This window comes from Oceanobacillus saliphilus, from assembly GCF_023522835.1.
Taxonomy (GTDB): domain Bacteria; phylum Bacillota; class Bacilli; order Bacillales; family Amphibacillaceae; genus Oceanobacillus; species Oceanobacillus saliphilus.
This window is the reverse complement of sequence record NZ_JALCZU010000001.1, coordinates 170,878-185,934: the sequence shown is the minus strand read 5'-3', so window position 1 is coordinate 185,934 and position 15,057 is coordinate 170,878. Positions and strand designations below refer to the sequence as shown.

Here is a 15,057-nt window from a genome sequence, read left to right as displayed (position 1 = left end):
AATCATGCATATAAAAAATCTTGGAACAGAAAACCAGTTTGAATTGGATGGAAAGCAGTATTATTATCATCGACTTCGTTCCCTGAATGAGAATGGAGAAGACAACATCATACGCTTGCCTTACTCGATTCGTGTGTTACTCGAGTCACTTTTAAGAAATTTCGATGACTATCAAATCAAGGAAGAACATATTACAAATCTCCTGAATTGGGGAAAAGAGGAAAATTCGACATCTACAACCGTGCCTTTTAAGCCATCACGCGTTATTTTGCAAGATTTAACAGGTGTTCCTGCAGTTGTAGATCTCGCATCTCTCAGAAAAGCAATGCTTGATTTAGGAGGCGATCCGGAACAGATTAATCCAGAAATTCCTGTAGATCTTGTCATTGACCACTCGGTGCAAGTGGATGAATACGGAACACCGAGCGCTTTTCAGAAAAATATGGAGCTGGAATTTGAACGGAATAGTGAGCGATATGTTTTCTTGAAATGGGCACAGGAAGCATTTGGAAATTTCAAAGCGGTCCCGCCGGCAACGGGAATCGTTCACCAGGTAAACTTGGAGTATTTGGCAAATGTCATACATAAAACGCCTCGGGAAGACGGAAGTTTTAATGCCTTTCCCGATACACTTGTCGGAACAGATTCACATACACCGATGATCAATGGCTTGGGCGTCCTTGGCTGGGGTGTTGGCGGAATTGAAGCAGAAGCAAGTATGCTCGGGCAGGCTTCCCACTTTCCGGCACCGGAAGTAATCGGGGTGAAATTTAAAGGTGATTTCCCGGAAGGCACTACGGCCACCGATCTCGCGTTAAAAATAACGCAAGTGCTCAGACAGAAAAATGTTGTCGGGAAATTCGTGGAGTTTTACGGTGAAGGCCTAGAGAATATGCCGCTCGCTGATAGAGCAACGATTTCCAATATGGCTCCGGAATATGGCGCAACAGCTGCCTACTTCCCGGTAGATCATGAAACATTAAACTATCTGAGGTTGACCGGGCGTCCGGAAGAACAAATTGCTTTTGTTGAAAAATATTGTAAAGAAAATGATTTATGGTATACCCCTGAAATGGGCGAACCGGAATATACAGAAACAATTGAAGTGAACCTGGCAGAACTGGAGCCGAACGTTTCCGGTCCAAAACGCCCGCAGGATTTAACACCTTTATCGGGGATGAAGGAGGCGTTCCATCAATCACTTCAGGCCCCTGTGGAAGAACAGGGATATGACCTGTCGGCAGACGAACTAAAAAAGCAGTCGGAAGTGCAGCATGCAAATGGCAATACATCCACTTTAAAAACAGGGTCCGTTGTCATTGCAGCAATCACGTCATGTACGAATACCTCCAATCCGCATGTAATGTTAGCAGCAGGACTGCTTGCTAAAAATGCGATAGCAAAAGGTCTGACTGTACCGGACTTTGTCAAAACATCCCTCGCACCGGGTTCAAAAGTGGTTACAAGGTATCTCGATGCATCGGGACTGACACCGTACCTGGATCAGCTCGGATTTAATCTGACGGGTTATGGCTGTACCACATGCATGGGGAATTCAGGTCCGCTAGATCCGGAAATTGAAGAAGCGATTACGGAAAAAAATCTGATTGTTTCTTCGGTACTTTCCGGAAACCGTAACTTTGAAGGAAGGATTCATCCGCTCACAAGAGCGAATTATCTGGCATCACCGCCGCTTGTTGTGGCTTATGCGCTGACAGGAACAGTGAATACAAACTTAATGGAGGATCCGTTAGGACATGATCCATCTGGTCAGCCGGTTTACCTGAAAGATATCTGGCCGTCAATCGGTGAAATTAATCAGCTGATCGAGAAGATCGTGAATCCGGAAATATTTATCGATGAATATCAGGGACTGTATGAATCCAATGAACAGTGGAATGCAGTGGACTTGAAACAGGATCCGGTTTATCAATTTGATGAGTATTCTACCTATATACAGAACCCTACATTTTTCCAGGATTTAACCCATGAAGTCGCACCAATCACGAAACTGTCTGGCTTAAGAGCAATCGCTATGCTAGGAGATACGGTAACAACGGACCATATTTCACCGGCTGGAGCGATCCCAATGCAGGCACCGGCGGGCAAGTTCCTGCAGGAGAAAGGCGTGTCCCCACGTCATTTTAACTCTTACGGATCCAGAAGAGGAAATCATGAAATCATGATGCGCGGAACATTTGCAAATATCCGTTTACGTAATCGCCTCGCACCTGGAACAGAGGGCGGAATGACAACATACTGGCTAACAGATGAAGTCATGCCAATTTACGATGCCGCGCAAAAATATAAAGAAACCGGCACAGGACTTATCGTTATTGGCGGAAAAGATTATGGAATGGGTTCATCCCGTGACTGGGCGGCAAAAGGAACGAGACTGCTTGGTGTAAAAGCTGTGATTGCTGAAAGTTTTGAAAGAATTCACCGATCGAACCTTGTTATGATGGGCGTACTCCCGCTCATATTTGCAAAAGGAGAGAACGCGGCAACGCTTGGCCTTGATGGCAGTGAGCAGTTTGATATCGCGCTCCACGAAGCAATTCAGCCAAATGAAGCGATTACAGTGACCGTAACAAACAGCAGAAATGAAGAAATTACCTTTGAGGCAATTGCCCGTATGGATAATGAAGTGGAAATTGAATATTTCCGTCAGGGAGGCATTCTGCAGAAGATATTACGAGATAAAATGCCAAGCCTGGAAAAAAATAAAAAATAATATGCAGTAAGGAGATATAAAAATGTCAGATCGTGTTACACGTGCAATCGCAGCATTTGCTGGGAGAGTCACATATGAAGATTTATCAGAGGACGTAATCAGCGAAACCAAAAGAAGAATCATTGATACGTTAGGCTGCCTCGTTTCTGGGTACGACCAGGATGCAACCATTGCCGCAAGAAAACTTGCTTCACAGTATGAGACAGACCGGGGAGCAACAATTATTGGTACCAACCGGAAAGTGAATGCAGATATCGCAACATTGGCCAATGGTACAGCAATCCGCTATCTGGATTTTAATGATACGTATTTATCTGTTGAGCCACAGCATCCAAGCGATACGATCGCACCACTGCTTGCACTCGCGGAAGCTAGGAAACTTCCGGCAAAAGATTTAATCACAGCAATTACGGTTGCCTATGAAACAAGCGTCATTTTCTGTGATGCAGCAAGCCTGAAAAATAATGGCTGGGATCACGTCAATTATATTACACTCGCAACTGTCGCAGGCGGAGCGAATCTTTTAAAGCTTTCACAGGAAGAAACAGAGCAGGCAATCGCTTTGGCAATCGTGCCACATGCAGCCATGCGTCAGACCCGTAATGGAGAGATTTCCATGTGGAAGGGAGCCGCGGCATCAAATGCTGCCCGTAATGCAGTATTCGCATTGCAACTTGCTGAAGCAGGCATGGAGGGACCATACGAACCAATTGAAGGTACGATGGGTGTGAATTATCAGCTGCTGAATCAAAAACTCGACGCAGAAGATGTCATCAGACAATTTGAAAAAGCAGATCGCCCGATTCGTATTTTACAGACATATGTTAAAAATTGGGCAGTAGAGTACATGACACAAAGTGCGATTGAAGCAGCACTTGCATTAAATGAAGAAATCGATTCATTTGAAGATATTGAACAGATTCATGTCGAAACATTCCAAATGGCGTACGATATTCTTGCAAAAGATGAACAGAAATGGGCGCCAAAAACAAGAGCAACTGCGGATCATTCCCTGCCGTATATTACGGTTGTTGCCCTGGAAGACGGGAAAATCGATCTGGATACATTCGACAAAGAACGTTTAAGCAATGAAACAACACGGAATAGACTCAAAACGATGATCACCATTGAAGTAACAGACGAAATGAATGCAGGTTATCCGGATGGGAACCCGAACCGAATCACCCTTACATTGAAAACTGGAGAAAAACTGGAGAAACTTGTAAAACATCCGGCAGGCCATAGCGGGAACCCGATGACCGATGAACAAATCGTTGATAAGTATAAACGTTTAACGGGAGGTGCACTCACAGCAGAACAGCAGAATAATAGTCTGGAAACCCTATGGGAATTTGAAAATATGAAAGATTATGATGCGCTCTATAAGCACTTCATACTGAAAGAAGCAGTGAAAGCAGAGTAGACAATGAAATTTTAGAGAGAAAAGGAGTAAAATTCAATGACATGGTTAGTGAATGAACAAGAACTTACACAAGCCCAGCAATTTCGCCATCTGTTAAAAGAACACCCAGGCATCATCCAAATGCCTGGTGCACATGATGCTATGACCGGGATTATCGCAAAGAAAGTTGATTTTCCAGCAATCTATTTGTCCGGCGGTGCTTTCTCAGCGAGTCTAGGTATGCCGGACCTCGGAATCATCACATTGACAGAGCTTGTAACAAGGGCTAGGGAAATTATCCGTGCTACAAATCTGCCGATGCTCGTTGATATTGATACTGGATTTGGCAGTGTCTTAAACGTAACAAGAACGGTAAAAGAGCTTGCCGATGCCGGAGTAGCAGCAATCCAGATTGAGGATCAGGACCTGCCAAAGAAATGCGGGCATTTAAACGGAAAGAAAATTGTTTCCACAGAGGAAATGATGCAGAAAGTGCAGGCTGCAAGAAAAGCAGATAAAGAGATTGTAATCATTGCCCGTACTGATGCAAAAGCAATGGAGGGGATTGATGCCGCAATCGAAAGAGCGAAGCAATATGTCGAAGCAGGAGCCGACGCTATCTTCCCGGAAGCACTGCAGACCGAAGAAGAATTCAAACAATTCGCTGAAGCAATGGATGTGCCACTACTTGCAAACATGACCGAATTTGGAAAAACACCCTATTACACTGCAGAACAATTCGAAGAGTGGGGCTATAAAATGGTGATCTATCCGGTCACTTCACTCCGGGTAGCTGCTAAAGCAGTAGAAAGAGTTTTTGAAGAAATTAAACAGTCGGGAACACAAAAAGACTCCGTCGAAAACATGCAGACACGCAAAGAACTGTATGAATCCCTGCAGCTCTATGACTATGAAGCGCTTGATGAATCTATTGCACAAACCGTACTCGACGATAAATAATATGTGTTCTTTAAAGTAGGTGATAGGCGAAAGAAGTGGAATAGTAACGTTAAATCAAAAGTGTTCAAGGGGTATTTATTTTGAAAATTAAATTTGAGGGAGAGAAATATAATGAAAAGACTTATTTTACTTTTATTGGTAACGCTTTCATCGATACTTGTACTTGCAGCTTGCGGGGATAACGAGGCAGACGCTGATTCAGATGAGAACTATTACAGCGGTGAGAATATAGAGACGGTTATTCCATATGATGCTGGCGGGGGTTCTGACGTATTAGGCCGTTATGTTGCACCATTCTTAAGTGACCATATTGCAGGGAATCCTTCTGTACAAGTAACAAACATTCCTGGTGCAGGAAGTGTGATTGGAATGAATGAGTACTTTGGCCTTCGTGATGCAGATGGTTACAGTCTGATCTGGTCAAGTGGTTCTACCATTACAAACCACTTATTAGGCACAGAGGGTGTTAATTATGAATTTAGTGAACTAACGCCCATTCTTGGTGTTCCAGCTGGTGGTGTCGTATTCATTTCAGCAGATATTGGCTATGAGGAGCCTGCTGATATCTTGAATGTGGACCCAGCAGATCTCGTATATTCTGGACAAAGTGCTACAGGTCTTGACCTTGTTCCATTAATGTCATTTGATGTACTTGGACTTGATGTACAGGCGCTATTAGGCTATGAGGGAAGTGGTCCTGCCCGTGTTGCATTTGAACAAGGAGAGTCAAGTTTAAACTATCAGACAACTGCAGCATATTTATCAAGCGTTGAACCGCTCGTTGAAAACGGAGAAGCAATTCCATTGTATTCATTCGGACACTTTGATTCAGATGGAAATATTATTAGAGACCCAGCATTCCCAGATCTGCCAAACCTGAAAGAATTCTATGAAGAAGTTTATGGGAAAGAACCATCAGGTGAAATATGGGATGCATTTGAAGTTGTTGCATCAAGAGGATTTACCATTCAAAAAGTTCTTTGGACAAAAAATGAGACACCAGAAGAAGCGATTCGATTATTGCAAGAGGGTGCAGAAAATTTAGCAGCGGATCCGAGCTTTGTTGAAGATGGCGAAGATGTACTTGGCGGTTATGAACCAGTCGTTGGTCAAGAGCTTGTTGATTTAATCGCAAGCATTATCCAACCAGAACTAGATCCAGACATCGAAGCATGGATCTTTGACTATCTAGCAGAGAACTTTGGAGAATAAAAGACAAAGGCGAAAAGCATCCTTTGACGATGTTTAAACGATGCCTCACAGGACGTGAGTGGTTCGATGTTGACTTTCTCTACAAGCGTATAAGTTTAACGAAGCCTCTGACGGAATCAATCGGTAAGTCTTCTTTATCGTAATAGAGGAGTTTGAAGTTTGATAGTCGCTGGGTGGCGAAACCAGACGCAGAAAAATAAATAGCAAGCTGCAATCTTGTAGATTGCAGCTGCTTTTTAACCTCATAGGTAAAGGAGTGGACAAACGTGATTGAAGTAGCTATGGAAGCACTTCGTGTTGTGCTAGATCCTTCAAGAATACTATATATATTTCTTGGAGTTGCAATTGGCGCCTTTATAGGAGTTATTCCAGGACTCGGCGGTACTGTTGGAATGGCAATCGTACTGCCATTCGTATTCGGAATGGATCCCTTTACAGGTATGGCGCTGCTTATCGGGATGATTGCAGTTATACATACAGCAGATACCTTCCCTTCCGTATTACTTGGTATCCCAGGTTCTGCCGGATCACAGGCAACGATTGTAGATGGCTACCCTTTAGCTAAAAAGGGAGAAGCAGCCAGAGCGCTCGGAGCCAGTTTTACGGCTTCCTTACTAGGTGGCTTAATTGGAGGAATAGCATTATTCCTGGCTATACAAATTGCAAGACCTCTTATATTAAGCTTTGGATCACCAGAGTTATTAATGCTTTCATTATTAGGTTTAAGTATGGTGGGCGTTTTAACTGGTAAAAATCCGAAGCTAGGTATAGGTGCAGGATTATTTGGCTTATTGCTTGGAAGTGTTGGAGCAGCACCATCTGTAACAGAATATCGTTATTCATTTGATATCCTCTACTTACAAAGCGGAATCCCTCTGCCGATTTTAGCACTCGGTCTGTTTGCCTTTCCTGTAATGGTCGATTTAGTTGCCGAAAAACAAGGAAGTATCGCCAAAGAAGCAAAAATTGGCAGCGGTATTTTTAAAGGGGTCAAAGAAACTTTCCAACATAAATTCCTAGTTTTCAGAAGCGCTGTATTAGGGGCAATTATTGGATTTGTTCCCGGATTAGGGGGAAGTGTTGTCGACTGGATCTCTTATGGTCTTGCAAAACAAACAGAAAAAAATACAGAAAACTTCGGTAAAGGGGATATCCGCGGTGTTATTGCACCTGAAAGCAGTAATAATGCAAAAGAAGGCGGAGGACTTATCCCTACACTATTATTTGGAATCCCTGGAAGCGGTACAACGGCAATGCTTCTTGGAGGTCTAACATTGATGGGTGTTCAGGCAGGTCCAAGAATGCTCGATCAGGATCTGGACTTAACGATGTCGATTATCTGGACCCTTATATTGGCAAATATAATCGGTGCGATTGCCTGTATTTTTCTTGCAAAATACATTTCTAAAGTGGCGTTGGTGCAAGCGGAAATATTAGTTCCTATTCTACTTGTTATTTTAACGATTGGAGCTTACCAAAGCACAAGGCATTGGGGAGACATCATTCTCTTTTTTGCAATTGGAATTATCGGCTGGTTTATGAGTAGATTGGGCTGGTCAAGAGCAGCAGTACTAATCGGTTTTGTACTGGCAACACCGATAGAACGTTATCTGTGGATTTCCATTTCAAGATACGGTTCTGGGTGGTTAACAAACCCAGGTGTCATTATCATTGGAATACTCATCACCCTCATTGTTATTGGGTCGATTGTGATGGCAAGAAGAGAAAAGGCGAAAGGGGGGCCAACCATTGGATAAAGCTATTTCCCAGTTGGTTTTTACGATTATTATGCTCATGTTCTTTATATTTGCAGCTATCGAAGCAACGCAATTTAAAGAATTGGCAAGTTATTTCCCATTGTATCTTTCTCTTGTAGCAATCGTACTGATGGTCATTGAAATCATTCGTCAGGTGATTAATTTGAAAAAAGGGAATGAAGAAGAAAGGGCTGAATTGCTGCATCCACACATAGGTGCCGCATTAATATATTCCGGAATTCTGATTCTCTATGCTGTGATGGTTTATGTTATTGGTATGGTGCTCGCCAGTGTAATTTATGTGTTTGCATTTCTCTACTTCATTGCAAAAACGAAATTATGGAAAGCAATTCTAATAACTGCTATTTTAATCGGGGCCGTTATCGGTTTTGCTGATCTAATGAATCTGTATTGGCCAAAGAGCTTAATTAATATTTTAACGGTTATATTTGTTTAATTTTATGAATGGAGTTTAACTTCACAAAAAGTGTGGTTGGTAGGAATGGTAGGGAAATTACTGTATTTATTAGCAGCTATCACAGCAGGTTTTATATTTAATCAATTAAATATCCCTGCTGGATGGTTGTTAGGAGCATTGACTACGGGAATGATATGCGGCATTTTTATCAATAGATTTACTTTCAAACGCATTTCGTTCAAGTTTGCATTAGCATTTGTCGGGGCTAATATCAGTCTGTTGCTGACATTATCAACATTAAAAATGATTCATCACTTTCTGTTGCCCCTATTCTTAACCATTATCATCACCATTACCGCAGGATTTTTATTTGGTATTTTTCTTTTTAAAAGATCAAAAGGTGTAGATAAAATCACAGCTTTTTTCTGCTGTATCCCAGGAGGAGCCTCTGAGATTATCGGAATCAGCGGACAATATGGTGCGGATGACAGGCTGGTCGCTGCATTTCATACTGTCCGAATGACTTTTTTTACGCTATCGATTCCGTTAATTGTAGCTTCTATTAGCCCAGCCGTGCAAAATACAGTGTTTGTCGAGCAAGCAGTAGCGTCAATTAGTTGGAAAACAGTATTATTTTTCGCGCTGGTCATGGCTGTGACACTTGTACTTGATCATCTTTTTAAAATCCCGGGCGGTACTTTAGTATTTTCCATTTTAATAGGATTTTTATTAACACAATTCGTTTTTGGGGTAGAACAGGTCCCGAGATTCGTCGCTGGAATCGGACAGGCACTGATTGGAGCATTTGTTGGCATTCGTTTTGATAAATATGTTTTATATCAGATATTGAAAATTGGTCCCGCAACACTCACGATTGTTGGGATGTTTTTTGTACTGACATTAGGAAATGCCTATATTTTCAAATGGCTGACAGAAGTCCCCTTTGCAACAAGCCTGATCAGCACAGTACCTGCAGGAGCCGCAGAAATGTCCGTTGTTGCTATTGCATTAAATGTCGACCCGACCATTGTAACCAGTTTACATATTATACGGGTTATTTCACTATTTTTAACACTGCCGTTTTTATTGAAATTTTTTATGTATTTAAATAAGGAATATCGTGAGGAAGATTTGTAGCTGAGTGGGCTTTCTAGTATTTCGTAGTAGAAATGCCGAAGTTCACAATTTTAATACCATAGTTCACAAATAGAATCCAAAATAAAAATAGAAAGGACTGATTCGTATGTCTCAAACTGCAATTCCGTGTTCTGTTTACCGGGGCGGCACAAGTCGAGGTCTTTTTTTTAATGCAGTCGATTTACCTGAAAATACGAAAGCGCGCAATCATATATTCACTCACGCGATTGATGCGTACAACCCGTCACAAATCAATGGACTCGGAAGCGGTACCTCGCATTCAAGTAAAGTAGTCGTCATTGGGAAGTCACAAAGAGAAAATATTGGTGTCGAATACACTTTTTATCAGATCGGCATCGGCGCACCGATCGTCGATGATCAAGGAACATGTGGCAACCTGATGGCAGCAGTGGGAGCCTTCGCGGTGGATGAAGGCTTTGTAGAGGTCGCACCAGAAGCTACATCCGTCACGGTACATGTATTTAATACAAATATTAACAGAGAAGTGAAAATCGATGTCCCGCTCCATCAAGGAAAGGCTAAGGTAAGCGGCGATTATCTTATGCCCGGAATTGTGACGCCGGGCAGTAAATATAGTGTCAACATCATGCACCCAGGCGCCGGAAAGACTGGAAAAACGGCACCCTTAGATAAAATAAGTAAGATCAAAGTGGGCAAAAAAACATATGATATGACCTTCCTTGATATTGTTAATCCTTTTGTTTATGTTGCAGCTGCTGACTTTGGACTGAGAGGAACAGAGCCGACAAGTGAAATCACGGCCAAGCAAAATTTAATGGACAGATTGAACTGTATTCGTGATGAAGCAGCAGTAGCTGTAGGTTTTGCAGATTCTGCAGAAGAAGCGAAAGCAACTGTACCTGCCATTCCGAAAATTGCGATGGTTGCAGCTCCACAGGATTATACGACAACATCAGGTAAGGAAATAAAAGCGAAAGAAATTGATATACTGGCGAAAATGATCTCTATGGAAAAATTGCATCGCACATTTGCTGGGAGCGGACTTTATAATTTAGCAGCAGCAGCCCTCTTGCCGGGCACGATTCCAAATCAGTTATCAAACACAAGATATACGCAAGAAAATCAGATCGTTCGTATCGGTCATCCAGACGGAATTGCGGAAGTACAGGTCTCATTAACCGAAGATCAAGAAGATGTGTTCTCTGTCGGTCTCGAACGGACAGCAAGGCGCATCATGAAAGGCGAAGTATTTATTCCTGAAAAGAAAGAGGAGGAAACGGAATATGTCCCACACCTTCACATCAAAGAAGTTACTTGAATTAGCACCTGTGAATGGAAATTAAAGAGGAACCATCAGGCTATGAGCGGCAAAAAGCGCGATGGAAATAATCAGAGCCAGTATGTCTCATTAAATATTTTTAAGTAGGATTGTGGTATATCATGTTAAGCGTGCTTTTTTCGATATTATTGAATGTGATTTTTCCGGTATTTATTTTACTCGGTGCAGGAATTGTTCTGCACCGTATTTTTACTTTTGATTTAAATACGCTCTCGAAAATTACGATGTATTATTTATTACCAGTTATTGCCTTTGTAAATGTGTACCAGAGCGAAATCGATATCCAAGTCTTCATGGAGGTCATTGGTTTCCAGCTACTGCTATGCCTGATTTTAATGGCCGGCAGCGCATTAGCTGCTAAAATGCTGAAACTCGACAGGGGGATGACGGCAAATTTTAAAAACAGTATCGTCTTATTAAATTCCGGCAACTATGGCCTGCCCGTGAGCGAGCTCGTTTTTCAGACGAACCCGCTCGGTATGACCATTCAGATCATCGTCATGACGATCCAAAATTTTGTTACATATACATATGGCTTATTTAATTCTGTTGCCGCCAAGCATGATGGCAAAGGGATATTCATTATATTATTAAAAATGCCAATCCTGTACGCATTATTGCTTGCCGTCTTATTTCAGGCATTCCAGATTAACATTCCAGCATTTATATGGAATCCAATCGAAAGTGCGTCAGCTGCCTTTCTCGCGATTGCATTATTGTCGCTCGGCGCACAGATTGCCTATATTAAAATAACAAAACCTGATAAAGTACTAATTTCGAGCATTATTGGGAGACTTATTGTGGCTCCAGCAATTGGGCTCGGGCTTATTTTACTGATGGGTATTACGGGAACAACTGCACAAGCATTACTTATTGCAAGTTCCTTTCCCGCTTCAAGAAACAGTGCACAGCTCGCATTGGAATACGATAACTATCCGGAGTCTGCCGGGCAGATCGTTTTAGTGACGACGATCTTAAGCAGTTTGACGGTGACATTTGTTGTATATCTGGCAGGTGTCATCTTTTAATAAGTAATTCTAATAGTTAAGCATAAGATTTTTCAATTTAATTAATTGCTGTTCATCATATACAAATAAAGATGATAGTACTATTTACAAGCTGGAAGGAGGATTTCATGAAGAAATTAAAAATTGGACTCATTCACGCAACGATGAACTCGGTACCGCCAATTCTAAACGCATTTTCAAAGGAAGAAGCGGTCGATCTTGTGAGCTTCATGGATGAAGGGCTGATTTATGAACTCAATGAAACGAATAAAGTAACGAAAAAAATGATTACTAGATTAACATATTTAGCGGAAAAGGCGGTCGATAGCAATGTGGATGGCATTCTCTTCACCTGCTCATCCTTTTCACCGTACGTTCCTGCAATTGCAGAAAAGCTGTCTGTCCCAGTATTAAGCTCTGACAGAAGTATGCTGGAAAGAGCGGTAGAGCAAAGTGATGAAATTGTCGTCATTGCCACCGTGGGAGCAGCCGGCCCAACAACAGAAAAAATGCTGAAAGAAGTAGCGGAGGAAAAGAAGAAAGACGTCACGATTCATGTTCATCTCTTAACCGAAGCATTTCAGGCGCTGCAAAATGGCAACGGAGAAGAGCATGACAGACTGATCAAGGAAAAAATTGCAGAAAACGCGGACGCAGAATCAATAGTGCTGGCACAATACTCCATGGCGAGAGCGGTTGAAGATTACTCCAATGACGCTGTGCTCATTGCCCCTCAGGTCGCTGCCGAATCAATTATTCAATTAGCGAAAGCACATGTAAAGAGGGAGAGCCAGTGAAAATGGAAAGTTATTTTCAATGGAGGATAAAGTTGTGGTTACTTTTACAGGCAGTGTTCCTGTCGGTAAATCGATAAGGGAAAAAGCCGGACTGAAAAAAGTTACGCTCGAGCTGGGATCTAACTCCGGCGTTTCCTTTAAATTGTAGACCGGACAGCGGAACAGGAAGCATTGGGAAAAAGGGTGAAATGCCGAAGTTCACAATTACAAATGCTAAAAAAGATATTATAATGGAGAAATAAGTTTAAAAAGAGAACAAAATAAAAACGCATTTAGCTCTAGCACCGACTTGTTCTGTTTCTTTTATTAATTCAAGATCATTATGTTTACGCTTTCTTATATAAGAAAGCGTAACATGCATATTAATTATGCCCGATAATGGCTTGTTCACTCTTTCGTACCTCATTTTCTACTGCCTTGGCGAATGATGAAGTTGATGCGCTTCCGCCAAGGTCACCCGTGACAATGTCACTCAAAACAGTAGCTTCAATACTTTTCTCCATTAATTTTGCCGCATCTTTCAGTCGCTCGTCATCATGCTTATTGCCCAGCCACTCAAGAAGCATGACTGTTGAATGCATGATGCCGATTGGATTGGCGATATCTTTTCCTTCAATATCCGGCGCAGACCCATGTGCAGCCTGGGCCATAGCCTGCGTCTCATTCGCATTAATCGAAGGAGCAAGGCCCAGACTTCCAGCCAGCTCTCCCGTTAAATCAGAAAGAATATCTCCAAACATATTCTCCGTCACAATTACATCAAAATCACCCGCACGTCTCACCAAATGTGCCGCCATCGCATCGATATGATAATCATCAACTGTAACCTCAGGATAATTTTCTCCCACCTCTTTACAGACATTCAGGAAAAGTCCTGACCCAAGTCGAATAACATTTGCCTTATGTACAATGGTCACTTTCTTTTTTCGTACCATCGCTGCCTTAAACGCCGCATGGGCAATGCGCTCAATCGCTTTACGCGTGAAAACTCCAGTAGAAACCGCAACATCTGGGGTCACTTGAAATTCACCAAGCCCAGCATACATATTCCGGTCCACATAATACCCTTCCGTATTTTCCCGATAAATCACAAGATCAATATCTTCAATGAGACTTTTCGTTTTTGGCATTTTTTTCGCTGGGCGCACATTGCTGAATAAATCAAAGTAATGTCTTAATTCCCCGCTTGGGTTTCTTTCTTGTTTAAATTTCTCCGGGTAGGAGACAGAGTCATGTGGCCCTAGAATCCAAGCATCACAAGTATCCAGCTGATCCTTCGTTGCTTGCGATAAAGGCGTTCCTTCCTTTTCAATCCCTTCAAATCCCATCGGCAAATGCACATATTCTGCAAGTACGCCTGCCTTTTCTAATGTCACCTCCAAAACGAGCTGGTTCGCATCTGTAATTTCCTTACCGATCCCATCTCCAGGCAAAACCCCAATCCGATATGTTTTCAATTTTATTTCCCCCTTTATATTCATTCGTTAATTGCTATTCTATAATAGAAAGAAAAATTAATAAAATCTAAATTTTTGATTCTTGACTATTAATATTATTAATGGTTGTTGGAGTTTTGGGGCTTGATATGTAGTGCGTTGCAGCCCGATAACATATCAAAGCGCCCTCTCCACGGATTTTCGCGCCCCACTCCACAAAATCACAGCATCAACCAAATCCTAAAAAAGAAAGAAGGAACATAACCATAGACGTTTGATTCTTCTTCATGAAGAACAACAATAACTCTTTGATGTTCCCGAATGATCATTCATCAAAGTAGATGACAGAATCTCGTACCCTAGTCCGTTGACAATCATTTCCTTGCACGTATCCACATTATCCACTTCCATACTTCTGTACCATTCAACAAGGATCTACCCACCATTATTTTGCATTTCAACCCTTAATGGAACCAATAATCCATTTGCTTTTATATCTAGAGCTAGAGCCATATCAAAATCATTTTTACGATATGAATCTTCAACTCGGAATTTCTTTTAATAATACTTTCTGTCTAGTCATGCTGTACCATACCCGTCATTTTTAAATAGCAAATTTTAAATATAGTGAAGATCGTTATCCAATAGGGACAGTTGTGTCTCTTATTAGGGACTGGAACAAAAGAAAACTACTTAACGACATCACTATCAAAGGTTGGTTCTTATGTAACCAATAGTATATTTACAACATCATCCTGACAGTAGAGCGTGTTAACCCACATTAAAAAATATAATAATGATTATGTTCGAAAGTATTTGACAAAATAGTTTAGAGGTCCTAAACTATAATAAGCCCTATATTATAAAAATTATAAT

11 protein-coding genes and 1 pseudogene are annotated in these 15,057 nt (G+C 41.7%); 11 read left to right on the top strand and 1 reads right to left on the bottom strand.

What is annotated here, in order from left to right; genetic code table 11:
• Nucleotides 1-4: 4 nt before the first annotated feature.
• The 11 genes and pseudogenes from acnA to MN204_RS00745 form a co-directional block, all read left to right on the top strand.
• Complete coding sequence (acnA, locus tag MN204_RS00795; protein ID WP_249869166.1) at nucleotides 5-2,734, top strand: aconitate hydratase AcnA; 2,730 nt, start codon at nucleotides 5-7, stop codon at nucleotides 2,732-2,734.
• A 22-nt stretch (nucleotides 2,735-2,756) separates the two neighbouring features.
• Nucleotides 2,757-4,157, top strand: a complete 1,401-nt coding sequence (locus MN204_RS00790) for an MmgE/PrpD family protein (protein WP_249869165.1) — start codon at nucleotides 2,757-2,759, stop codon at nucleotides 4,155-4,157.
• 36 nt (nucleotides 4,158-4,193) lie between these two features.
• On the top strand, nucleotides 4,194-5,096 hold the full coding sequence (prpB, locus tag MN204_RS00785) for a methylisocitrate lyase (RefSeq protein WP_249869164.1): 903 nt from the start codon (nucleotides 4,194-4,196) through the stop codon (nucleotides 5,094-5,096).
• Between the two features lie 111 nt (nucleotides 5,097-5,207).
• A complete protein-coding gene (locus MN204_RS00780; protein ID WP_249869163.1) occupies nucleotides 5,208-6,308 on the top strand; it encodes a type 2 periplasmic-binding domain-containing protein in 1,101 nt (366 codons plus the stop codon).
• A 266-nt stretch (nucleotides 6,309-6,574) separates the two neighbouring features.
• Nucleotides 6,575-8,065 carry a tripartite tricarboxylate transporter permease gene (locus tag MN204_RS00775; RefSeq protein WP_249869162.1) on the top strand — a complete coding sequence of 497 codons (1,491 nt, stop codon included), beginning with the start codon at nucleotides 6,575-6,577 and terminating at the stop codon, nucleotides 8,063-8,065.
• Nucleotides 8,058-8,522, top strand: a complete 465-nt coding sequence (locus tag MN204_RS00770) for a tripartite tricarboxylate transporter TctB family protein (RefSeq protein ID WP_249869161.1) — start codon at nucleotides 8,058-8,060, stop codon at nucleotides 8,520-8,522. Before MN204_RS00775 ends, MN204_RS00770 begins: the two co-directional genes overlap by 8 nt.
• Before the next feature lie 45 nt (nucleotides 8,523-8,567).
• Nucleotides 8,568-9,620 carry an AbrB family transcriptional regulator gene (locus MN204_RS00765; RefSeq protein WP_249869160.1) on the top strand — a complete coding sequence of 351 codons (1,053 nt, stop codon included), beginning with the start codon at nucleotides 8,568-8,570 and terminating at the stop codon, nucleotides 9,618-9,620.
• Nucleotides 9,621-9,726: 106 nt separating this feature from the next.
• Nucleotides 9,727-10,920 carry a PrpF domain-containing protein gene (locus MN204_RS00760; protein WP_249869159.1) on the top strand — a complete coding sequence of 398 codons (1,194 nt, stop codon included), beginning with the start codon at nucleotides 9,727-9,729 and terminating at the stop codon, nucleotides 10,918-10,920.
• Between the two features lie 122 nt (nucleotides 10,921-11,042).
• Nucleotides 11,043-11,969 carry an AEC family transporter gene (locus MN204_RS00755; protein WP_249869158.1) on the top strand — a complete coding sequence of 309 codons (927 nt, stop codon included), beginning with the start codon at nucleotides 11,043-11,045 and terminating at the stop codon, nucleotides 11,967-11,969.
• A gap of 107 nt (nucleotides 11,970-12,076) precedes the next feature.
• The gene (locus tag MN204_RS00750; RefSeq protein WP_249869157.1) at nucleotides 12,077-12,745 is read left to right on the top strand and encodes an aspartate/glutamate racemase family protein; all 669 of its coding nucleotides are present in this window, start codon (nucleotides 12,077-12,079) and stop codon (nucleotides 12,743-12,745) included.
• Between the two features lie 37 nt (nucleotides 12,746-12,782).
• Nucleotides 12,783-12,878, top strand: a pseudogene (locus tag MN204_RS00745) (aldehyde dehydrogenase family protein); the annotation flags it as partial.
• Nucleotides 12,879-13,107: 229 nt separating this feature from the next.
• Here the strand turns inward: MN204_RS00745 and MN204_RS00740 are convergent.
• Nucleotides 13,108-14,202, bottom strand: coding sequence for an isocitrate/isopropylmalate dehydrogenase family protein (locus MN204_RS00740; RefSeq protein ID WP_249869156.1), 1,095 nt, complete (start codon nucleotides 14,200-14,202; stop codon nucleotides 13,108-13,110).
• Nucleotides 14,203-15,057 lie beyond the last annotated feature (855 nt).